Genomic DNA, 23962 nt, shown 5'->3' on the forward strand with positions numbered 1-23962 from the left:
GCCCGTGCGGTCGGTCGCTATACTAGCGCACCCCTTCTGCAGGCAAGAATCCGCCGCATGTCCGCGATCCCGAACGTTCCGATCACTTTCCAGGGCCTGATCCAGACCCTCAACCAGTATTGGGCGCAGCAGGGCTGCGTGCTGATCCAGCCGCTGGACCTGGAGGTCGGTGCGGGCACCTTCCACCCGGCCACGTTCCTGCGCTCGATCGGTCCGGAAAGCTGGAATGCCGCGTACGTGCAGCCTTCACGCCGCCCGACCGACGGCCGCTACGGCGAGAACCCCAACCGCCTGCAGCGCTACTACCAGTACCAGGTGGCGATGAAGCCGAGCCCGGACAACATCCAGCAGCTGTACCTGGATTCGCTCAAGGCGCTGGGCATCGATCCGCTGGTGCATGACCTGCGCTTCGTCGAGGACAACTGGGAATCGCCGACCCTCGGCGCCTGGGGCCTGGGCTGGGAAGTGTGGTTGAACGGGATGGAAGTCACCCAGTTCACCTATTTCCAGCAGGCCGGCGGCCTGGAGTGCAAGCCGGTGCTCGGCGAGATCACCTACGGTCTGGAGCGCCTGTGCATGTACCTGCAGAACTGCGACAACGTCTATGACCTGATCTGGACCTATGGTCCGGATGGCACCCCGGTGACCTACGGCGATGTGTACCTGCAGAACGAGATCGAGCAGAGCACCTACAACTTCGAATACGCCGACGTGGACGAAATGTTCCATCGCTTCGATGCCTGCGAAAAAGAGGCGCAGAAGCTGGTCGATGTCGGCCTGCCGCTGCCGGCCTATGAGCAGGTCTGCAAGGCCAGCCATGCCTTCAACCTGCTGGATGCGCGCCGCGCGATCAGCGTGACCGAGCGCCAGCGCTACATCCTGCGCGTGCGCGCGCTGGCCCAGGCCGTGGCCAGGCTCTACGAGGCCAAGCGCCTGGAAGCCGTGGCCGCCAAGGAGGTGCAGGCATGAGCACGATGCAGCCGCTGCTGATTGAACTGGGTACCGAAGAACTGCCGGTCAAGGCGCTGCCGGGCCTGGCCCAGGCCTTCTTCGATGGCGTCGTGGACGGCCTGACCAAGCGGGGCGTGACCATTGAACGCGGCGATGCCAAGCCGCTGTCGACCCCGCGTCGCCTGGCCGTGCTGCTGCCCGGCGTGGCGGTGGAACAGCCGGAACAGCACAGCGAAGTGCTGGGCCCGTACCTGAACATCGCGCTCGACGCCGAGGGTCAGCCGACCAAGGCGCTGCAGGGTTTCGCCGCCAAGGCCGGGATCGACTGGACCGCGCTGGAGCGCACCAGCGATGCCAAGGGCGAGCGCTTCGTACACCGCTCCACCACGCCGGGCGCGCGCACCGCGACGCTGCTGCCGGAGATCCTGCGCGAGGCGATCGCCGCGATGCCGATCCCCAAGCCGATGCGCTGGGGCAGCCACACCTATGGCTTCGCCCGCCCGGTGCATTGGCTGGTGCTGCTGCACGGCCCGGACATCATCGAGGCCGAGGTGCTGGGCCTGAAGGCTGACCGCATGAGCCGCGGCCATCGCTTCATGCATGACAAGACCGTGTGGCTGAGCGCGCCGGAGGACTACGTCGCCTCGCTGCAGGCCGCCTACGTGCTGGTCGATGCCGACGCGCGCCGTACCCGCATCGTCGAGCAGGTCAACGCGGCGGCCGCGCAGGCCGGTGGCCAGGCGCGCATCACCCCGGACAATCTCGAGCAGGTGGTCAACCTGGTCGAATGGCCGGCGCCGGTGCTGTGCAGTTTCGAGCGCGAGTTCCTGGCGGTGCCGCAGGAAGCGCTGATCGAGACGATGGAGATCAACCAGAAGTTCTTCCCGGTGCTCGATGCCAGCGGCAAGCTGACCGAGAAGTTCATCGGCATCGCCAACATTGACTCCAAGGACGTGGCTGAAGTGGCCAAGGGCTACGAGCGCGTGATCCGTCCGCGCTTCTCCGATGCCAAGTTCTTCTTCGACGAAGATCTGAAGCAGGGTCTGGAATCGATGGGCGACGGCCTGAAGACCGTCACCTACCAGGCCAAGCTGGGCTCGGTCGCCGACAAAGTGACCCGTGTGGCCGCCCTCGCCGAGGCCATCGCGCCGCAGGTGGGCGTCGAGCCGGTGCTGGCCAAGCGCGCCGCGGTGCTGGCCAAGAACGACCTGCAGTCGCGCATGGTCAACGAATTCCCGGAGTTGCAGGGCATCGCCGGCCGGCATTACGCCGTGGTCGGCGGGGAGTCGCCCGAGGTCGCGCTGGCCATCGACGAGGCCTACCAGCCGCGCTTCGGTGGGGATGACATCGCGCTGTCGCCGCTGGGCAAGGTGCTGGCCATCGCCGAGCGTCTGGATACGCTGGCCGGTGGTTTTGCCGCAGGCCTGAAGCCGACCGGCAACAAGGATCCGTTCGCGCTGCGCCGCAACGCGCTGGGCCTGGCCCGTACGGTGATCGAGAGCGGGTTCGACCTGGATCTGCGCGCGCTGATCGCGACCGCCGTGGCGGGCCTGCCGGCGGGCGTGCAGCCCAGTGCCGAACGCAAGACCGAGGCGCTGCCGCAGGAGCTGTATGACTTCATCATCGACCGCCTGCGCGGCTACTACGCCGACAAGGGCGTGCCGGCCACGCATTTCAACGCGGTGGCCGAGCTGAAGCCGGCCTCGCTGTACGATTTCGACCGCCGCATCGATGCCATCGGCACCTTCGCCGCGCTGCCGGAAGCCGAAGCGCTGGCCGCGGCCAACAAGCGCATCCGCAACATCCTGCGCAAGGCCGAGGGCGAGATCCCGGGCATGATCGACCCGGCGCTGCTGGCCGAGCCGGCCGAAAGCGAACTGGCCGAAGCCGTGGAAGCGGCCATCGATGACAGCAACGCCAGCCTGCACCAGAAGGACTACGTGAGCGTGTTGAACCGGCTGGCGCGCCTGCGCCCGCAGGTGGACGCGTTCTTCGATGCGGTGATGGTCAATGCCGAGGATCCCGCGCTGCGGGCCAATCGCCTGGCCCTGCTCAAGCGCCTGGGCGACCGCCTGGGCAGCGTGGCGGCGATCGAACACCTGTCCAACTGACGCGGCGGGGCCGCGCGCCCCACGGTGGACCGGAAGGCGCGACGGCTTCGGCTGTTCGCGCCTTCTGCGTTTCCGGGAGGGCGGCGCGCTCCGATACTCGTGCCGGAAGCGTCATATGGTGTCGCCCCGGTGTCGCGGACGCTTCTGTCCGATGACGTGTTGTCATCGATCTCGCCGCGTGTGATGCAAGCGACTTTCTCGCGGAATTTAACGGCTTCTTCACCGCCGTTCTGAAACAGCCACGCCGATTTCGCATGCTCGCGATGGCCCGTTATGCTGTCGCCATGCAGCCAACGAAATTCGCCCTTCCGCTGATGTTCCTGTCCCTTGCCACCGTCTCGGTGGCACATGCACGGGGGACCATCGAGAAAGTGGACATCAAAGGATTGGACAAGGGCGACGATGCCGAGATGATCGAGAACATCGAGGTCTCGCTGTCCCTGTACGACACCATCGGCAAGGTCCAGGGCGAGTCGCGGCTGGAATATCTGTTGTCCCAGGCAGAGCGCCAGACCCGCGAGGCGCTGGAGCCGTTCGGGTACTACAACCCGACCATCACCGTGGAAAGCCCGCGCGAAGGCGAGAACCTGCGCGTGGTGATCCAGGTCGAGAAAGGGCCGCCGACCCTGGTCCGCCGCGAGCACATCGACATCACCGGCCCGGCCCAGCTGGACCAGTACCTCCAGGAAGACCTCGAGAAATTCAAGCCGCGCAAGGGCCAGCGGTTCGAGCACACCGAGTACGAAGCCAGCAAGATCCGGGTCACCCGGCGCCTGGCCGAGCGTGGTTATTTCGATGCCGACTTCACCCAGCGCCAGGTGCAGATCACCCGCGCCGAGAACGCGGCCGATGTCGATCTGACCTGGGACAGTGGCCGCCGCTACAACATGGGCGAGATCCGCTTCCATCAGGATTACTTCGTCGACAAGCTGTTCGACCCGCTGGTGTACTGGGACGAAGGCAGTTACTTCCACGAAGGTAAACTGGACCGCCTGCGCGAATCGCTGACCAAGCTCGATTACTTCAGCGTGATCGACATCCAGCCGCGCCCGGACCAGGCCGATGACAACGGCGATGTGCCGGTGGACGTCAACCTGACCCGCGCCAAGCGCACGATCTACACCGCCGGCCTGAGCTACGGCAGCGAGAGTGGCGCCGGTGTGCGCGGTGGCCTGGAGCGGCGCTTCCTCAACAGCCGCGGCCACAAGATGAACACCCAGCTCGACTATGCGCAGAAGCGCAAGAGCCTGGTCACCAGCTACCGCATCCCGGGCTTTGCCTGGCTCGATGGCTGGTATGCGTTTACCGCCAGCGCCTATGACGAGCAGACCGATTACATCGACCTGCGCAACTTCAAGCTCTCGGCCAGCCGCAGCGGCGAGATCAACGAGTACTGGACCGCGATCGCTTCGATCAACGCCCTGCGTGAGCGCTGGCGCTACGCCTCGGGCACCGAGTTCACCGATGCGGTCTACAACACCTCCACGCTGGTCTACCCGCAGCTGGTCGCCGACTACGTCAACGTGGACGATGAGATGTTCCCGCGCCGTGGCCTCAGCGGCAGTGCCACCCTGCGTGGCGGCGTCGAAGGTGCGGGCTCGGACACCAGCTTCGTGCAGGCCAACATGGTGCTGCGCTGGTATGTGCCGATCGGCGACAGCGACCGCCTGATCCTGCGCGGCGAAGGTGGCACCACCTGGACCAGCGATCTGGTGGCGATGCCGCCGAGCCTGCGCTTCTTCGCCGGTGGCGACCGCAGCATCCGCGGCTATGCCTTCCGCGAAGTCGGCCCGCGTACCGCACCACCGGACAAGTACGCGCTCGGCGCGAAGAACCTGGTGGTCGGCTCGGCCGAGTATGAGCATTACTTCAAGGGCGGGCCGTGGGGCGCGGCGGTATTCGTCGATACCGGCAGCGCGTTCGACAACACCATCGACCTGCACACCGGCGTGGGCTTCGGCGTGCGCTGGAAATCGCCGGTGGGCCCGGTGCGCGTGGATATCGCGCACGGTCTGAACAACCCGGATTCGCAGTTCCAGCTGTACCTGAACATCGGAGCGGACCTGTGAGCACGCCGACGCCTTCCGCCCCCGCCACCCCGCCGCCCCCGCGCGTGCGTTTCTACCGCAAGCGCCGCTTCTGGGCGTGGTCCGGTTTCACCGTGCTCGGCCTGGTGCTGTTGACCTTGCTGCTGGTGTACTGGCTGCTGCAGACCGTGGCGGGCCGCGATGTGCTGCTGGCCCAGGTGGTCGCGCGGTTGCCGGTCGGCGCCTCGCTCACCTGGAGCAAGGTCGATGGCCCGGTCGCCGGGCCGCTGGTGCTGCACGATCTGGACTTCCGCTACGACGACATCCATTTCACCGCCGAACGCGCCTACCTGGATCCGGACATCCGGCCGCTGCTGGGCCGCAAGCTGCAGCTCGATGCACTGCAGATCAAGAACGCCACGTTGAACCTGGCCAAGAGCGATGAGCCGTTCGAGCTGCCCTCGTGGCCGGACTCGCTGCCGCAGATTGAAATGCCGCTGGCGATCCAGGCCGACACCATCATCATCGATGGCTTCCGGATCACCCAGGCGCAGCAGCCGCTGATCGACATCGCCAAGGTGCGCGGTGGGCTGGAGATCGCCAATGGCGAATTCCGCGCGCGCCAGCTGATCGTGGACAGCAGCTACGGCGATTTCCGCGTGGACGGGCATTACCTGCCGCGCAGCGATTACGACACCGACATCACCCTCGGCGCGCTGATGCCGGCGCCGCGCGGGCGTACCCCGGCGCGCCTGGGCCTGGTCGCCCGCGGTGACCTGGGCCATATGGAAGTGGCGATCGCCGGCAATGCACCGGCACCGCTGCAGGCCAGCCTCGTGTTCGATGGCCGCACCGACCCGGTGTGGAAACTCGCTGCGCGCAGCAAGGAACTGGACCTGGCCCTGCTGGTGCCGGGGATGGACGCGAGCACCAGCACGCCGATGGCGCTGGAGGTGCAGGCCGACGGCAAGGGTGGCCAGGCCAATCTGCAGGGCAGCTTCAAGCAGGGCGACATCGCGGTGGAACTGGCACCGTCCAAGGTCGGCCTGGCCGACCAGGTACTGACCGTGTCGCCGCTGCAGGTTAAGGGCTTTGGTGGGCAGGCGCGGCTGGAAGGCATCGCTGATTTCACCGACAAGGAAAACGCCAGCCTGCGCTTCTCCATCGTCGCCAACGACCTCACCTTCGTGCCCGCCGCCGATACCACCACCCCGGGCGCGGCTGCGCCGGTGCCGGTGACGTTGAAAGAAGCGCGCATGGGCCTGGCCGGCACGCGCAAGGCGTGGGCGGCGGTTGGCCGTGCCTCGGTGGAACGCGAGAAGCAGGTGGCCGATCTGCAGTTCGACGTGCGCGGCAATGACCAGGCCGCCGTGATCAAACAGCTGCAGGCCAGCACGCCGGGCGGTTCGCTCGACGTGACCGGGCAGGTGGCCTGGGCGCCGCAGTTGGATTGGGACGTGGCCGCCAAACTGGCCGGCTTCGATCCGGGCTACTTCGCGCCGGGCTGGGACGGCAAGCTGTCCGGTTCGTTTGCCTCGAAGGGCCGCCAGTTGCCGCCGCCCGCCGGCAGTCCGGCCGGTACCGCTGGCAGCTACGAAGCCACCGTCGATGTGCCCGGCATCAAGGGCACGCTGCGCAAGCGCGCGCTGGATGCACAGGGCAAGTTCGCGCTGCGCGGCGAGCAGGGCGAGGGCAACCTCCGGCTGGCGCTGGGCAACAGCCGCCTGACCGCCAAGGGCTCGGTCGGCGACCGCCTGGATATCGATGCGCAGCTGGAGCCGGTGCAGCTGGACGACCTGCTGCCCAACAGCAGCGGCAGCCTGCGCGGCCACGTGCTGATCAAGGGCGCGCGTACCGCGCCGGACATCACCGCCGATCTGGTCGGCAGTGGCCTGCGCTGGGACGACTGGAGCGCCGAGGCGATCAGCATCAAGGGGCGCCTGCCGTGGCAGGGCGACAGTGGCACGCTGGCGGTGCAGGGCAGCAAGGTCCAGGTCGGCATGCTGCTGGACACGCTCAACGTCAATGCACGCGGCAGCCTCTCCAATCTGCGCCTGGATGCACAGACGAAGAACGAGCTGGGTGCTGTCGCGCTGGAAGGCGGCGTGCGCCAGCAGGGCCAGACCTGGCGTGGCGATCTGACCGCGCTGCGCATCGCACCGATGAAGGGCGATGCCTGGAGCCTGCGCGCACCGGCCACCTTCAGCGTGCAGGGCAGCAACTTCACCCTGAGCGACGCCTGCCTGGGTGCCGCCACCGGCGGCGCGCTGTGCGCCAGCGCGAACTGGCCGCGCGAAGGGCTGCTGGTGCGCGGCGATGCCTTGCCGTTGTCGCTGGTGCAGCCGTGGCTGCCGCCGCAGTCCGGGCGCCGCATCTTCCTGCGCGGTGAAGTGAATCTGGATGGGCGCATCCGCCCCCGCGGCAACGCGTGGGAAGGCAGTGCCTCGGTCACCTCGCGCGAAGGCGGGGTACGCCTGGGCGACAACGCGCGTGGCGAGCTGGTGCGTTACGACCAGTTCTCGGTGAATCTGGAGATGACCCCGCAGCAGATCAACGCCAAGCTCGGTGTCGGTTTCCAGGGCGACGGCTTCGTCGATGCCAAGGTTCAGACCGGCTGGGATGCCAACGCGCCGCTGACCGGCGAGCTGTACATGAACATCGCGCGGCTGTACTGGCTGGAACTGTTCTCGCCCGACATCGTGCGCCCAACCGGCCTGATCGAAGGCCACGTGAGTCTGCGCGGCACCCGTGGTACGCCGTCGTTGGGCGGTGAGGCGACGCTGAGCAAGTTCAATGGCGAGTTCCCTGCGCTCGGCCTGACCTTCGCCGAAGGCAAGGGCAGCTTCACCGCGCAGCCGGACGGCTCGGCCAAGATCACCGCGCAGGCCAACTCCGGCAAGGGCACGCTGTACGTGGATGGCGGGCTGTCGTGGTTCGGCGATGCACAGCCGCTGCAGCTGCATATCCACGGCGAAAACGTGCTGCTGGCCAACACCAGCGAGCTGCGCGTGATCGCCAACCCGAACCTGGACTTCACGTTGGCCGGCAGCGCGATGCAGCTGCGTGGCACCGTGCACGTGCCCGAAGCGGATCTGGACCTGGAGCGCCTGGATCGTGGCACCTCGGTCTCCGAAGATGTGGTGGTGCTGGACCCGGTCGATCCGGAAGAGGGGCCCAGCTCGCCGCTGGACATGGACCTGACCGTGAGCCTGGGCGACAAGGTCAAGATGGCCGGGTTCGGCCTGAAGGGTGCGCTGACCGGCAAGATGCAGGTGTGGGCACGCCCGGGGCGTGAGATGACCGCCAACGGCGGGCTGGAAGTCAGTGGGCGCTACAAGGCCTACGGCCAGGACCTGACCATCACCCGCGGCAACTTGAACTGGAACTACAACGCGGTCTCCGATCCGCGCATCAACATCCGTGCCCAGCGCGCCGTCGGCGATGTCACCGCCGGCATCGACGTGACCGGGCGGGCGCAGTCGCCGCGCGTGGATGTGTGGTCGGAACCGGCGATGTCGCAGTCCGAAGCACTGGCCTACCTGGTGCTGGGACGCAGCCTCACCGGTGCCAGCAGCGATCAGGCCCAGCAGGTCAACGCGGCCTCGGCGGCGCTGTCGGCCGGCAGCGGCCTGCTCGCCTCGCAGCTGGGCGCCAAGCTTGGCCTGGACGACGCCGGCGTGAGCCAGTCGCGCGCGCTGGGTGGCTCGGTGATCGGCTTCGGCAAGTACATCTCGCCCAAGCTGTACATCGGCTACGGCGTCTCGCTGGTCGGCAGTGGCTCGGTGCTGACGCTGAAGTATCTGCTGCGCCGTGGCTTCGATGTGGAGCTGGAATCGAGCACGGTGGAAAACCGTGGGTCGCTGAACTGGCGAAAAGAAAAGTAGATCACGACCGTTGGTCGTGATGCGGGTGCTTGCCCAACCATCGGCCGTTGCCCCTGCCGGGCGCAGCGGCTAAGGTCTCGGGCTGTTCTGACGTACCGGATGTGCCCATGTCTTCACGCAAACCCCTCACCGCCGCGCTGGCGCTTGGCCTGACCCTCGCTGCCGGCGCCCATGCCGACGAAGGCATGTGGATGCCGACCCAGCTGCCGGACCTGGCCAAACCGCTGAAGGCGGCCGGCTTCAAGGGCAACCCGGGCGACCTGGCCAACGTCACCGCGCCGCCGCTGAGTGCGGTGGTGCGTGCCGGTGGCGGGACCGGTTCGTTCGTCTCCGACGACGGCCTGCTGCTGACCAACCACCATGTGGCCATGGGCGTGATCCAGTACAACACCTCGCCCGAGCACAACCTGATCAACGACGGCTTCATCGCCAAGGGCCGCAGCGATGAGCGCGCGGCCAACCCGGATTTCCGCGTGCTGGTCACGGTCGGGTTCGACAAGGTCACCGATGAAGTGCTGCGCGATGCGCGCGGCAAGACCGGACGGGCGTATTTCGATGCGGTCGACCGCGCCAGCAAGCAGCTGGTGGCCGAGTGCGAGAAAGAAGGCAACATCCGCTGCAGCGTGGCGGACATGTACTACGGCACCGATTTCTATCGCATCCGCCAGCTTGAGCTGAGCGATGTGCGCCTGGTCTACGCGCCGCCGCGCGCGATCGGCAATTATGGCGATGAGATCGACAACTTCATGTGGCCGCGCCACACCGGTGATTTCACCCTGCTGCGTGCCTACGTGGGCAAGGACGGCAAGCCCGCGCCGTACAGCGTGGACAACGTGCCGTACCACCCGCCGGCGCACCTGAAGATGGCGATCGACGGCCCGAAGACCGGCGACTACGCGATGCTGGCCGGTTACCCGGGCATCACCTACCGCCATCGCACCGCCGCGGAATTCGCCGGCCAGATCGATGCCGTGCTGCCACGCCGCGTGGCGGTGTTCCAGCAGATGATCGACACCATCGAAGCGGCCAGTGCGAAGGATGCGCAGGCACGCACCCGTTACGCCTCGCAGCTGCAGTCGCTGAAGAACAACCGCAAGCGCGCCGCTGGCGAGCTGGAAGGCCTGCTGCGCAGCGATGCCAAGGCGCAGCGTGCCGCCGATGAGGCAGCGATGCTGCAGGCCACCGACGCGACGTACCGGGGCGACATCCAGTCCCTGCTGAGCTCGCTGTCCAGCGGCGCATCAGTGGGCGAGCGCGATCTGCTGCTCGATCTGCTCGCGGCGCAGAGCCAGCTGCTGCGCTCGGCACTGACCCTGGAGCGCCTGCGCATCGAATCGGCCAAGCCCGATGCCGAGCGTGACACGGGCTACCAGCAGCGCGATCTGGCCTTGATCGAGGGCGTGCTCAAGCAGGTCCAGCGCCGCTACGATCCGGCCATCGAAAAAGCGCTGTTGACCACGCTGCTGACCCGCTACCAGCAGCTGCCCGACGCGCAGCGCGTGCCCGCGTTCGACGCGGCCTTCGGCCGCACCCCGGCCGCGCTGGCCAAGACCCTGGATACGCTGTACGCCACCACGCGCCTGGGCGACGAAGCCGAGCGGCTGTCGCGCTTTGCCGCGGCGAAAGAGGGCAAGGCGCTGGCACGCGATCCGCTGATCGATCTGGCCGGCCCGCTGGTCGCCGCGCAACTGCGCCTGGATGACGAGCGCAAGACCCGCGAAGGCGAGCAGCTGCGCCTGCGCCCGGCGTACATGCAGGCGCTGTTCGCCTGGCGTGCCAAGCAGGGCCGCGCGGTCTACCCGGATGCGAACCGTACCCTGCGCATCAGCTACGGCAAGGTCGAGGCGCTGTCGCCGCGCGATGCGGTGCATTTCGACCCGGTGACCACTGTGGCCGGCATCGTCGAGAAGAACACCAACGCCTACCCGTTCGATGCGCCCAAGCCGCTGCTGGACGCGATCGCCAAGGGTGATTTCGGCTCCACCGCCGATCCGGTGCTGAAGACCCAGACGGTCAACTTCCTGACCAACCTGGACACCACCGGCGGCAACTCCGGTTCGCCGGTGCTCAACGCACAGGGCGAACTGATCGGCCTGAACTTCGACAGCAATTGGGAGTCGGTCAGCGCCAGCTGGTGGTTCGATCCGCGCTTCAAGCGCGCGGTGCACGTGGACATGCGCTACCTGCGCTGGCTGCTGGCCAAGGTCTACCCGGCGCCGGAGCTGTTGAAGGAAATGGGCGTCCCGGCCGAATAAGGCACGGCGGCCCGCCCTGGAACGCCACGACCAACGGTCGTGGCCTACACTGCGGGCTGCTCTCACGGAAACACCCGCGTGGTCTCCAGCTGGATCCTGCTGTTGGTGTCAGTGGCCTATGCCGCGCTGCTGTTCGGCGTGGCGTGGTGGGGCGACCGTCGCCCGATGTACCCGGATCGCCCGTGGCTGCGCCCGGTGGTCTACAGCCTGGCACTGGCCGTGTACTGCTCGTCATGGACGTTCTACGGTGCGGTCGGCACGGCGGTGCGCAATGGCATCGGCTACCTGCCGATCTACCTGGGGCCCCTGCTGCTGTGGGTGTTCGGCTGGCGGATCATCGAGCGCCTGGCGCTGATCGCACGCAGCCAGAACGTGGTCTCCATCGCCGATTTCATCTCCTCGCGGTTCGGCCGCTCACGCCGCCTGGCCGCACTGGTGGCGGTGATCGCGTTGATCGGCATCGTGCCGTACCTGGCCCTGCAGTACAAAGCCGTCGCGATGAGCCTGCAGGTGCTGACCGGCAACGTCGGCCCGACTGGCTTCTTCACGGATCCCGCGTTGTACGTGGCGTTGCTGATGGCGCTGTTCGCCACGCTGTTCGGTACCCGCCAGGTGGATGCCACCGAGCACCACCACGGCATGATGCTGGCGATCGCGCTGGAATCGATGATCAAGCTGATCGCGATGGTCGCGCTGGGCCTGTTCGCCTACCTGTGGCTCAACGACCGCACCGATGCGGTGATCGAGTCGGCGCATACGCTGTTCACCGGCTTGCCACCGGTCGGGTTCATTTCCCAGACGCTGCTGAGTTTCCTGGCCATCATCTGCCTGCCGCGCCAGTTCCATGTGGCGGTGGTCGAGTGTGGCGATGTGCGTGATATCCGCCGCGCGCGCTGGATGTTCGGGGCCTACCTGGTGATCATCTCGGCGATGGTGATTCCGATCGCCACCGCCGGCGTGACCCTGTTCGGCACCGGTGGCAGCGTCGCCGACGACAGCATGGTGCTGGCCCTGCCGCTCGCCGAAGGCCGCAAGTTCCTGGCGCTGGTCGCCTATGTCGGCGGCTTCTCGGCCGCGACCGGCATGGTCATCGTGGCCTCCATCGCGCTGGCGACCATGGTCAGCAACGATCTGGTGATGCCGGTCCTCCTGCGCCGCAGTGGCGATCATCAAGAGGCGGCGGATGTCGCTTCGCGCGTGTTGTGGATTCGCCGTACCGCGATCCTGCTGCTGGCGCTGGTGGCCTACAGCTATTACCGCGGCAGCAGCAACGACAGTACCCTGGCCTCCTACGGCCTGATGGCCTTCGCTGCAGTCGCGCAGTTCGCCCCGGGGCTGATCGGCGGGCTGTACTGGCGCGGTGCCAGCCGCCGCGGCGTCGAAGTCGGCATGCTGCTCGGCTTCGGCACCTGGGTATACACGCTGCTGTTGCCGGCGCTGACCCAGGCCGGCTGGATGTCGTCGGCCTGGCTGGTGCAGGGCCCGTTCGGGATCGGCTGGCTGCAGCCGCAGCACCTGTTCGGCATGAGCGGCTGGGACCCGCTGACGCACGGCACGTTCTGGTCGCTGCTGGTCAATGTCGCGGCGATGGTGCTGGTCTCGGTGCGCTGGCGCCCGGGCGTGGATGAACGCCTGCGTGCGGCGCCGTTCCTGGATCCCTACGCGCAGCGCCCATCGGTGGCCGGTGCGTGGCCGGGAAACGTGCATGTCGGTGACCTGTTGGCGCTGGCCTCGCGCGTGGTGGGCGACCGTCATGCCCGTCGATCGTTCTTCGAGCAGGCGCAGTCCATGGACCGCGAGCTGCAGGCCTCCGCGCCGGCGGACCGTGCCTGGGTGCAGTTCACCGAGCGCCTGCTGGCGGCCTCGATCGGCGCGGCGTCGGCCCGCCTGCTGCTGACCAGTCTGCTGCGCGGTTCGGGCATGGACCTGGGCGAAGTGGTGGCGGTGCTCGACGAGGCAGGCCAGGAACTGCGCTTCAACCGCGAGATTCTCTCCACCACCCTGGAGAACATCAGCGCGGGGGTCAGCGTGGTCGATCCGGACATGCGCCTGACCGCCTGGAACCGCCGCTACCAGCAGATGTTCGGGTACCCCGACGGGATGCTCTACGTGGGCCGGCCGGTCGCCGACCTGATCCGCTACAACGCCGAGCGCGGTGAGCTCGGCGAGGGCGACATCGAGCTGCAGATCAACCGCCGCATCGGCTACATGCGAGCCGGCTCGCCGCACATCTTCGAGCGCACCCGCAGCGACGGCAAGGTGATCGAGATGCGCGGGCAGGCGCTGCCCGGCGGTGGCTACGTCACCAGTTACAACGACATCACCGACTACAAGCACGCCGAGCGCGCGCTGCTGGAAGCCAACGAAACGCTGGAACAGCGCGTGGCCGAGCGCTCGCATGAAGCCGAAGTGGCCCAGCAGTCCAAGACGCGCTTCCTGGCCGCGATCAGCCACGACGTGCTGCAGCCGCTCAATGCTGCCCGTCTGTTCGCTTCAGCGCTGCGTGAGAGCCACCACAACAACGAAGAGCAACGGCATCTGGCCGAGCGCGTGGATGCCTCGTTGCGTGCAGCCGAGGAACTGCTGGATGGCCTGCTGGATGTCTCCCGTCTGGATGCCGGTGGCCTGCATCCGGTGATCGGTGAATTCGATGTCAGCCTGCTGATGCGCGAGCTGGCGGCGCAGTACTCGCCCGTCGCAGCCGGCCGTGGGTTGCGCATGGATCTGTTCGCGCGGCCGGCCTGGGTGCGCAGCGATCGCCGCCTGCTGCGCCGCGTGCTGCAGAACTTCCTGGCCAATGCGCTGCGCTACACGCGCCAGGGCCGCATCGTGCTGGCCGTGCGCCATCGCGGGCCGGAAGTGGAACTGCAGGTATGGGATACCGGCCCGGGCATTCCCGAACACCACATGCAGCAGATCTTCGATGAGTTCCATCGCTACCAGCAGCCGTTCGACTGGGGCGAGCAGGGCCTGGGGCTGGGCCTGTCGATCTGCCAGCGTATCTCGCGCCTGCTCGATCACCGCCTCAACGCCCGCAGCCGGGTCGGCAGCGGCAGCATGTTCTCGATCCTGCTGCCTCTCGTGGCGGCCCCGGCCTTGCCGACCGCAGACGCACTGCCGGCACCGAGCCCGGTCACCCGCGCCGATTCACTGGCCGGCATGCGCGTGCTGTGCGTGGATAACGATCAGGAAATCCTGGATGGCATGCGGGCGCTGCTGGGCCGTTGGCAGGTGCAGGTGATCACCGCCAGCACCGTCGACCAGGCACTGGAGAAAGTGGTCGAACGGCCGGACGTGATGTTGGTGGATTACCACCTGCATGACCGCCTGGACGGGCTGGATACCTTGGTGGCGCTGGGCCAGAAGGCCGGGCGTGCGATTCCGGGGGCGCTGCTCACCGCCGACGGCCGCGACGAGCTCAAGCGGATGGCGCGTGACCGCGGCTATCGGTTGTTGACCAAACCGATCAAGCCGGCCTCGCTGCGGGCCTTCCTGGCCGCCTTCCACGACACCCGCGGCGATCTCTAGCCGTGGGGCGGGCGTGACCGCCGGTCAGGCCACGGCGCCGCTGAGATGTTCGTACAGGATGGTCGAGCCGATGATGATCAGGATCAGGCCGCCGATGATCTCGGCGCGCTTGCCGACCATGCCGCCCAGCACGCGGCCGAGCATGATGCCGGCGGTCACCATGGTGAGCGTGCACAGGCCGATGATCAGCGCCATCACACCGATATGCACGTCGAGGAAGGCCAGGCCGATGCCGACTGCCATCGCATCGATGCTGGTGGCGAAGCCGGTCATTGCCAGGCGCCAGAAGCCATGGTGCTTGCTGGTGTCTTCCTCGTCGCCGCCCTCGTCGGGGCGCAGGCCGTTGATGATCATGTGCACGCCCAGCGCACCGAGCAGGCCGAACGCGATCCAGTGATCGAAGGCCTCCACATACGCCAGCGCAGCGCGGCCGAGCAGCCAGCCGATCACCGGCGTGATGCCTTCGATGACACCGAAAATCAGGCCGGCGCGCAAGGCGTCGGAAAAGCGTGGCTTGCGCATGGCCGCGCCCTTGCCGATGGCAGCAGCGAAGGCATCGGTGGACATGGCAAAGCCGATCAGCAGGATCGAAATGGGGGACATTGGGATACGCGACAGGTCGGGCGAGAGCGAGCAACGGACCGCGGACGCGCCCAACCTGTCGTTGCGCACGCGGACCGCTGGTCTCGCCAACCAAGATGGTTGCCCGCACCACGGCGCACTGGCCGAGTATGTTGATACGGGCGATTCCTTCAGCAGGAATCCGGCTACTCCCCAAGGGGACGCGAAGCTTAGCACCGGGGTTGTGGCGTGGCGCGTTTACCGGCAATTGCGCAGGTAACGCTGGATTTCATAGCCCCGGCTATAAGCCGTGGCGGGTAGAGCCGACCGTTGGTCGGCTGCACGGCGTGATCGGGCTCTGCAGCCGACCAACGGTCGGCTCTACGCCACCGATCCGCGTGGTGCCCTCACTCCTCTTCGGGCGGCAACACGATCTGCTCGTCATCGATGGCCAGCTTGCCGGCCATCAGCACCGCCTGGGTGCGGTTGGTGACGCCCAGCTTGCGCAGGATCGCGGTGACGTGGGCTTTGATCGTCGCTTCGGAGACATTGAGGTCGTAGGCGATCTGCTTGTTGAGGCGGCCGGCGCCGAGCATCTGCAATACCCGGAACTGCTGCGGGGTCAGCTCGCGCAGGCGCTGGCCGATCTCGCGTTCCTCGCGCCCGGTCTGGGGCACGTTGTGCGCTTCCGGCGGTGCCCAGGTCTCACCATCCAGGATGGTGCCCAGTGCATGGCCGATCGTGTCCGAATCGGCGGATTTGGGGATGAAGCCGAAGGCGCCATGGTCGAGCGCGCGGCGCATCACCGTCGGCTCTTCGCGTGCGGACACCACCACCACCGGCAGCTGCGGGTGCAGGGCACGCATATGCACGAGCGCGTTGAAGCCCTGCGCACCGGGCATGTTGAGGTCCATCAGGACCAGGTCGGCGTCGGTGTGCTGGTCGGCCAGCTGGTACAGCGCTTCCACGCTGTCCGCTTCGTACAGCTGCACGCCGGGGATGACGCGTTGCACGGCCCCGCGAAGGGCTTCGCGGAACAGCGGATGGTCATCGGCAATCAGGAGGGTCGTCATGGTGGGGGCCATGTTGCGGAGGCGTGCAGCGACGCAACGAAAAGGTCTATCGAGATGACAGCCCCCTGAGTCAGGGGGCGGCCGCGAAGCGGCGGGGTGTGGGTGCTGGTGAGGCGGGGCCCACGATCCGCTTGCGGATCGTGGGAGCGACAGCGCGAAGGCGATGACGCGGCCCCATCCTGCGCCTGCACGGTGAAGGGTTACTTCACTTCACTTTGCGTTCTTCCACCAGCGAGGCCACGACCGACGGATCGGCCAGGGTCGAGGTGTCGCCGAGCTGGTCCGGGGCGTTCTCGGCGATCTTGCGCAGGATGCGGCGCATGATCTTGCCCGAGCGCGTCTTGGGCAGGCCCGGTGCCCACTGCAGATGGTCGGGCGCGGCGATCGGACCGATTTCCTTGCGCACCCAGGCCACCAGCTCCTTGTGCAGTACATCGCTCGGCGTCTCGTCGGCGATCAGGGTCACGTAGGCATAGATGCCCTGGCCCTTGATGTCGTGCGGGAAGCCGACCACGGCCGCTTCGGCCACCTTCGGGTGCGAGACCAGCGCGCTTTCCACCTCGGCGGTGCCGATGCGGTGGCCGGAAACGTTGATCACATCGTCCACGCGGCCGGTGATCCAGTAGTAGCCATCCTCGTCACGACGGCAGCCGTCTCCGGTGAAGTAGCTGCCCGGGTAGGTGCGGAAGTAGGTATCGATGAAACGCTGATGGTCGCCGTAGACGGTGCGCATCTGGCCCGGCCACGAATCGCGGATGATCAGGTTGCCTTCGGTGGCCCCCTCCTGGATCTCGCCATCGGCATTGACCAGCGCCGGCTGCACGCCGAAGAAGGGCAGGGTGGCCGAGCCCGGCTTGAGATCGACCGCGCCCGGCAGCGGGGAAATCAGGATGCCGCCGGTTTCGGTCTGCCACCAGGTATCCACGATCGGGCAGCGACTGTCGCCGACCACTTCGTAGTACCAGCGCCACGCTTCCGGATTGATCGGCTCGCCGACACTGCCGAGCAGGCGCAGCGAACTGCGCGAGGTGCGCTTGACCGGTGCATCGCCTTCGCGCATCAACGCGCGGATCGCGGTGGGGGCGGTGTAGAAGATGGTGACCTGGTGCTTGTCGATCACTTCCCAGAACCGCGAGGTGTTCGGGAAGTTCGGCACGCCTTCGAACATCACCGAGGTCGCGCCATTGGCCAGCGGACCGTACACGATGTAGCTGTGGCCGGTGACCCAGCCGACATCGGCGGTGCACCAGTAGATGTCGTCCTCGCGCAGGTCGAACACCGCTTCATGGGTGTAGGCCGCGTACAGCAGGTAACCGCCGGTGGTGTGCAGCACGCCCTTGGGCTTGCCGGTGGAGCCGGAGGTGTAGAGGATGAACAGCGGATCCTCGGCGTTCATGCGCTCGGGCTCGCACTGCGTCGGCTGCGGATCCACCACGTCGTGGAACCAGCGGTCGCGCGGGGCCTGCATGTCCACCGCGCCGCCGGTGTGGCGGACCACCAGCACCGTTTCCACGGTGGTGGTGCCGGGCAGCTTCAGCGCCGCATCGACGTTGGCCTTGAGCGGAATCTTCTTGCCGCCGCGCAGACCTTCGTCGGCGGTGATGATCAGCTTGCTGCCGCAGTCGATGACGCGGTCGGCGATCGAGTTCGGGGCAAAGCCGCCGAACACCACCGAGTGGATCGCACCGATACGCGCGCAGGCCAGCATGGCCACCGCGGCGTCGACGATCATCGGCAGGTAGATGGTGACCCGGTCGCCCTTCTTGACGCCGAGGTTGCGCAGCGCGTTGCCGAGGCGGCAGGTGCGCTCATACAGCTCGCGATAGGTGACGCCCTGCGACGGTGCATCGGGGCTGTCCGGTTCGAACAGCAGGGCGATCTTGTCGCCGCGTTTGTCGAGCTGGCGATCCAGGCAGTTGACGCTGGCGTTGAGCTCGCCGTCTTCGAACCACTTGATGCGGAAATCGTCGAGCTGGTAGCTGACGTTCTTGATGCGGGTCGGTTTCTTGAACCAGTCCAGGCGCTCGGCGGCCTTGCCCCAGAAGGCATCCGGATGCTCCACCGATTCGCGGTAGAGCTGCTGGTACGTGTTCTTGTCGATCCGCGATGCCGCGGCGAACGCGGCGTCGACGGGGTAAAGATCAGCCATGGCACCCTCACTTGCACGTTGACTTGGGGTTGTGCGGTCGCAACATAAGTGGCGACCTCTCCCCCTCAGTTTGCCGCATCCACCCGTCTGCGCGGTATCGGGGTGGTTAGACCATGGTCGAACGCCGACCACCCCGATATGACATGGCCGTTGACCCCGGTAGCCCACGACCGTTGGTCGTGAGGCTCACGGCCGTTCGCCCCGGTAGCTCACGACCGTTGGTCGTGAGGCACACGGCCGTTCGCCCCGGTAGCTCACGACCGTTGGTCGTGAGGCACACGGCCATTCGCCCCGGTAGCTCACGACCGTTGGTCGTGAGGCACTGCGTACCGACCAACGGTCGGTACCTACACGGTGCCTTCGGCACCTGCCGGCCGCCTGCCGGCGCCCGGGTCGTACTCGCCCCGCTGGGGCGAGTACGACTAATGGCCAATAGCTTCGGTGCGTCAACCCGCCGCACCCTCGGCTCGACCGTGCCCCATGCGCGGCATCACCTTGCCACCCGGGAGAGAGGGCAACATGAGCCACCGTTTGCTGAGGACGACACGCCGGCCGTTGGCCGCCGCCATGTTCGTCGCATTGATCGCGCCAGGCATGGCGTTCGCCGAAACCGCAAAAGAGAAAGCACTGGAAGCCCGCGTCGTGGAACTGGAGCGCCAGGTCCAGCTGCTGCTGAACAACCAGCAGCAACAGCAGGTCCAGATCAGCCAGGCCCAGACCGATGTCACCGCGGTGCGCACCGTGCAGGCGCAGCAACCGGTGGCGGCCACCGTGCCGGCCGGCAAGCAGCCGATCCAGGTCACCACCATCACCCCGGGCGCCGCGCCGGGGACCACGGTCAAGATCGGCGGCTTCATCAAGGCCGATTTCCTCGCCACCCAGACCGGCGACGGTCAGCTGGCCGACGATGCCACCGGTCGCGCGCTGTACCTGCCGGGCCAGACCCCGGTGGCCGGTGCCGGCGGCAGCGGCAAGCGTTCGGACGTGGACTACAACGCCCACGCCAAGTTCTCGCGCTTCAATCTTGGCATCGACAATGTCAGCGAGGCCGGCAACAAGTCCGGTGCGTTCTTCGAGATGGACTTCTTCGGCAACTCACTGGGCAACCAGACCGCGACCAATACCTACGGTGCGACCCTGCGTCACGCCTACATGTACTGGAACAACTGGATGGCCGGCCAGACCTGGTCGAACTTCATGGACGCCGCGTCGCTGCCGGAAGCGGCGGACTTCGTCGGCCCGACCGATGGTGTGATCTTCGTGCGCCAGGCACAGATCCGCTACACCCAGGGCGGCTTCAGCGTCGCGCTGGAAAACCCGGAAACCACGCTGCTCACCGGCACCCGCAACCCGGTCACCGGCGCGTGGACCAACGTGGCCAGCAACTCCGATCGCGGCGCGCTGCCGGATCTGACCCTGCGTTATGGCTGGAAGGGTGACTGGGGCACCTTCGGCGTCGGCGGCGTGGTCCGCCAGCTCAAGGTCGACAACCAGACCACCGGTGCCGATGCGGACAAGATCGCCGGCGGCCTCACCCTGGGCGGCAAGTGGGTGATGGGCCCGACCGATACGCTGCACTACCAGGTCACCGGTGGCGAAGGCATCGCACGTTACATCGGCCTGGGCGTCACCGCCGATACCGCGTATGACATCGCCCGCGACGAACTCAACCCGACCGGCGTGCTGGCCGGCTATGTGGGCTGGCGCCATGCCTTTACTCCGAAGCTGCGCACCAACCTGATCTACGCGCGCAGCGATTACGACAACGACGGCAGCCTTGGCCCGCTGGTCACCAAGAGCGTGCAGAGCATCCGCGGCAACGTGTTCTACACACCAATGCCCAAGGTCGATGTCGGCGCCGAGCTGATGTACGGCGTGCGCGAGATCGAGGATGGCCGCAAGGGCGATATCAGCCGCCTGCAGTTCACGACGAAATACAGCTTCTAAAAGAAAAAACGATTGCCGGTGTACAGCCGGCACAACACAACGATTGCTTCGGAGGGGAAGCGTCTTATGTCCACCACACCCGCACCAACAAAAGCCCAACTTACCCAGGGACACAAGAAGGTCATCTTCGCGTCCAGCCTGGGGACCGTCTTCGAGTGGTACGACTTCTTCCTGTACGGCTCGCTCGCCGCGATCATCGCCAAGCAGTTCTTCAGCGGCGTAAATGAAACCACGGGCATGATCTTCGCCCTGCTGGCGTTCGCGGCCGGCTTCTTCGTGCGCCCGTTCGGCGCGGCCTTCTTCGGCAGCCTCGGTGACCGGATCGGCCGTAAGTACACCTTCCTGGTCACGATCCTGATCATGGGCATCTCGACCTTCCTGGTCGGCGTGCTGCCCAACTATGCGTCGATCGGTTTCGCCGCCCCGGTGATCCTGATCATCCTGCGTCTGGCCCAGGGCCTGGCGATGGGTGGCGAATACGGTGGCGCGGCGACCTACGTCGCCGAGCACGCACCGGCCGACAAGCGTGGCCTGTACACCAGCTTCATCCAGTGCACCGCGACGCTTGGCCTGTTCATGTCGCTGCTGATCATCCTGGCCTGCCGTTACTTCCTGGGCAATGAAGCGTTCGAAGCCTGGGGCTGGCGTATTCCGTTCCTGGTCTCGATCGTGCTGCTGGGCATCTCGGTGTGGATCCGCCTGCAGCTGAGCGAATCCCCGCTGTTCCAGCAGATGAAGGCTGAAGGCAAGGGCTCCAAGACCCCGTTCCGTGACAGCCTCAAGGACGGCAACCTCAAGCTGATGCTGCTGGTCCTGCTCGGTGCCGCAGCCGGTCAGGCCGTGGTGTGGTACGGCGGCCAGTTCTACGCGCTGTTCTTCCTGAGCAGCATGCTCAAGGTCGACGCCACCACCTCCTATCTGCTGATCGCCGCAGCCTTGGCACTGGGCGTGCCGTTCTTCATCTTCTTCGGCTGGCTGTCCGACCGTATCGGCCGCAAGAAGATCATCCTGGCCGGCTGCCTGCTGGCCGCCATCACCTACATCCCGATCTTCAAGGGCCTGACCCACTTCGCCAACCCGGCCATCGAAGAAGCCCGCACCAACTCGCCGGCGCTGGTCAATGCCGACCCGAACACCTGCTCGTTCCAGTTCGATCCGGTCGGCCTGCGCAAGTTCACCAGCTCCTGCGACGTGGCCACCGCGGCCCTGACCAAAGCCGGTGTGCCCTATGAAGTGAAGCCGGCACCGGCCGGTACGCTGGCGACGGTCAACGTCGGGACCACCGCCGTGACCTCCTACGAGGCTGCAGGCCTGACCAAGGAAGAACTCAAGGCCAAGGGCGATGCCTTCGGCGGAGAGCTCAAGGGTGCGTTGGGTGCCGCCGGTTACCCGGCCAAGGCTGACAACGCGCGCATCAACATCCCCGGCACGATCTTCATGCTGTGGCTGCTGGTGCTGTACGTGACGATGGTCTATGGCCCGATCGCCGCCTACCTGGTCGAGCTGTTCCCGACGCGTATCCGCTACACCTCGATGTCGCTGCCGTACCACATCGGCAACGGCTGGTTCGGTGGCTTCCTGCCGGCGATTTCCTTCGCGCTGGTGGCCGGTACCGGCAACCTCTACTACGGCCTGTGGTACCCGATCATCATCGCGTTGATGACGGTCGTGGTGGGCGGCCTGTTCCTGCATGAAACCAAGGATGTGGACATCACCAAGTAGCGGTGCGCCACACGGTATGACCAAGGGGCCGCGATGCAGATCGCGGCCCTTTTTTGTGTCCTGGGTAGTGCCGGCCGCTGGCCGGCTCCCGATCAATCGACGGGCACGCGTGCGAGGCTGCCGGCCAGCGGCCGGCACTACCCTGACCCGCTCTCACGCAGCCTGCCGTTATAGTCGGGCCATGAGCGATGCCCACACCGATCCCGCCGCGCTTCCCGCGATCCTGCAGACCCTGCGCACCGCCTGGCAGGCCAACCGCCCGACGCTGGAACAGCGCCGCGACGACCTGCAGCGCCTGCGCGCGGCCCTCAAGGCGCGCCTGCCGGAAATGGCCGCGGCGATCTCGGCCGACTTCGGCCACCGCTCCACCCACGAATCGCTGATCGCCGATGGCATGACCGTGCTCGGCGACATCGATCATCTGTGCGGCCATCTGCGCGGCTGGATGCGGCCGCGCCGGGTCGGTGTCGGCTGGCGGTTCTGGCCGGCGCGCGCGCAGACCCGGCCGGTGCCGCTGGGCGTGGTCGGGGTGATCTCGCCGTGGAACTACCCGGTCAACCTGGCCCTGATTCCGCTGGCGACCGCGATCGCCGCCGGCAACCACGTGATCCTCAAGCCGTCCGAGCACACGCCGCGCACCAGCGCCTTCCTGCAGTCGCTGCTGGCCGAGGTTTTCCCCTCCGATCGCGTGGCGGTCGTGCAGGGCGATGGAGACCTCGCCAGCGCCCTGGCCGGCTCGCCGCTGGACCACCTGGTGTTCACTGGCTCCACCACCATCGGCCGCAAGGTCATGGCGGCCGCCGCCGAGCACCTGACCCCGCTCACGCTGGAACTGGGCGGCAAATCCCCCGCCATTGTCTGCAGCGACTACCCGCTGGAGAAGGCGGCGGCGCGCCTGGCCACCGGCAAGTTCTTCAATGCCGGCCAGACCTGCATCGCGCCGGACTACGTGCTGATCGACGGCCATCGCCAGCGCGAGCTGGTGCAGCAGCTGCAGACCCAGGTGCAGGCGCGCTACGGCGATTTCAGTGACACCGCCGATTACACCCGGATCATCCACGACGGCCAGTACCAGCGCCTGCGTGGCTATCTCGATGAAGCCCGCGCGCGGGGCGTGCCGGTGATCGAACTGGCGACGGTCGATCCCGAGCGTGCGCAGCGCGAGCGGCTGATCGTGCCGACCATCGTGCTCGATCCGCCGGCCGATCTGGCCCTGATGCGCGAGGAGATCTTCGGTCCGATCCTGCCGGTCTGCGCATATCCGGATCTGGACGCTGCCATCGCGGCCGTGCAGTCCCGTGACCGCCCGTTGGCGCTGTACGTCTTCAGTCACGAACATGTGCAGGTAGAACGGGTGCTGGCGCAGGTCGTGGCCGGCGGCGTCACCGTCAACGACACGCTGCTGCATTTCGCGGTCAATGGGCTGCCGTTCGGCGGTGTTGGCCCGAGTGGCATGGGCGCGTACCACGCGCGCGCCGGTTTCGATGCGATGAGCAAGCAACTGCCGATCCTGTGGCAGTCGCGCTGGGCCGCCAGCGATCTGCTCAAGCCGCCGTATTCGAAGATCGCCGGGATGTTGAAGATGATGGTGCGGTGAACCTTAGCGTGTTGCACGGTAACGTCGAGACTTGCTCGACTGCCCGGGTCCCGCGCAAAAAATCGAACCGATGCGCTGGTGAGCCGATTACCACGTCTATTCGGCTCACGCGGCCGTGCCTAAGCATCGGGCCTGCTCGAGCTTGACGTTGAGAAAA

Annotated in this window: 12 protein-coding genes; 9 read left to right on the forward strand and 3 right to left on the reverse strand. The window is 66.8% G+C overall.

The window, feature by feature from the left end; all coding sequences use genetic code 11:
* The first annotated feature begins 57 nt into the window (after positions 1-57).
* The 6 genes from glyQ (at position 58) to ABE472_RS04385 (ending at position 14756) form a co-directional block, all read left to right on the forward strand.
* Positions 58-969 (forward strand): glycine--tRNA ligase subunit alpha, encoded by a 912-nt coding sequence (gene glyQ, locus ABE472_RS04360; RefSeq protein ID WP_102788722.1) that lies wholly within the window; start codon positions 58-60, stop codon positions 967-969.
* Complete coding sequence (gene glyS / locus ABE472_RS04365; protein WP_313211928.1) at positions 966-3062, forward strand: glycine--tRNA ligase subunit beta; 2097 nt, start codon at positions 966-968, stop codon at positions 3060-3062. The genes glyQ and glyS overlap by 4 nt, the downstream gene beginning before the upstream one ends.
* 263 nt (positions 3063-3325) lie before the next feature.
* Positions 3326-5131: an autotransporter assembly complex family protein gene (locus ABE472_RS04370; protein ID WP_346465626.1), complete on the forward strand. Its 1806-nt coding sequence runs from the start codon at positions 3326-3328 to the stop codon at positions 5129-5131.
* Positions 5128-8973 (forward strand): translocation/assembly module TamB domain-containing protein, encoded by a 3846-nt coding sequence (locus ABE472_RS04375; RefSeq protein WP_346465628.1) that lies wholly within the window; start codon positions 5128-5130, stop codon positions 8971-8973. Before ABE472_RS04370 ends, ABE472_RS04375 begins: the two co-directional genes overlap by 4 nt.
* Before the next feature lie 107 nt (positions 8974-9080).
* The gene (locus ABE472_RS04380) at positions 9081-11228 is read left to right on the forward strand and encodes a S46 family peptidase (protein WP_346464592.1); all 2148 of its coding nucleotides are present in this window, start codon (positions 9081-9083) and stop codon (positions 11226-11228) included.
* 78 nt (positions 11229-11306) lie between these two features.
* A complete protein-coding gene (locus tag ABE472_RS04385; RefSeq protein WP_346464591.1) occupies positions 11307-14756 on the forward strand; it encodes a PAS domain-containing hybrid sensor histidine kinase/response regulator in 3450 nt (1149 codons plus the stop codon).
* 24 nt (positions 14757-14780) lie between these two features.
* On the opposite strand, the gene ABE472_RS04390 is transcribed toward ABE472_RS04385, so the two are convergent.
* The 3 genes from ABE472_RS04390 to acs form a co-directional block, all read right to left on the reverse strand.
* Positions 14781-15359, reverse strand: coding sequence for a manganese efflux pump MntP family protein (locus ABE472_RS04390; RefSeq protein ID WP_313211923.1), 579 nt, complete (start codon positions 15357-15359; stop codon positions 14781-14783).
* Between the two features lie 365 nt (positions 15360-15724).
* Positions 15725-16390: a response regulator transcription factor gene (locus ABE472_RS04395; RefSeq protein ID WP_121040978.1), complete on the reverse strand. Its 666-nt coding sequence runs from the start codon at positions 16388-16390 to the stop codon at positions 15725-15727.
* Positions 16391-16595: 205 nt separating this feature from the next.
* Positions 16596-18539, reverse strand: coding sequence for an acetate--CoA ligase (gene acs / locus ABE472_RS04400; RefSeq protein WP_346464590.1), 1944 nt, complete (start codon positions 18537-18539; stop codon positions 16596-16598).
* Between the two features lie 519 nt (positions 18540-19058).
* Between acs and ABE472_RS04405 the strand changes: the two genes are divergently transcribed.
* The 3 genes from ABE472_RS04405 to ABE472_RS04415 all read left to right on the forward strand — a co-directional run bounded on the left by ABE472_RS04405 (position 19059) and on the right by ABE472_RS04415 (position 23805).
* Positions 19059-20486, forward strand: a complete 1428-nt coding sequence (locus ABE472_RS04405; RefSeq protein ID WP_313211921.1) for a DcaP family trimeric outer membrane transporter — start codon at positions 19059-19061, stop codon at positions 20484-20486.
* A 66-nt stretch (positions 20487-20552) separates the two neighbouring features.
* Complete coding sequence (locus ABE472_RS04410) at positions 20553-22208, forward strand: MFS transporter (RefSeq protein WP_313219263.1); 1656 nt, start codon at positions 20553-20555, stop codon at positions 22206-22208.
* Positions 22209-22389: 181 nt separating this feature from the next.
* Positions 22390-23805: a coniferyl aldehyde dehydrogenase gene (locus ABE472_RS04415; RefSeq protein WP_346465630.1), complete on the forward strand. Its 1416-nt coding sequence runs from the start codon at positions 22390-22392 to the stop codon at positions 23803-23805.
* Positions 23806-23962 lie beyond the last annotated feature (157 nt).

The sequence above is a fragment of the Stenotrophomonas sp. TWI809 genome, from assembly GCF_039673205.1.
GTDB lineage: Bacteria > Pseudomonadota > Gammaproteobacteria > Xanthomonadales > Xanthomonadaceae > Stenotrophomonas.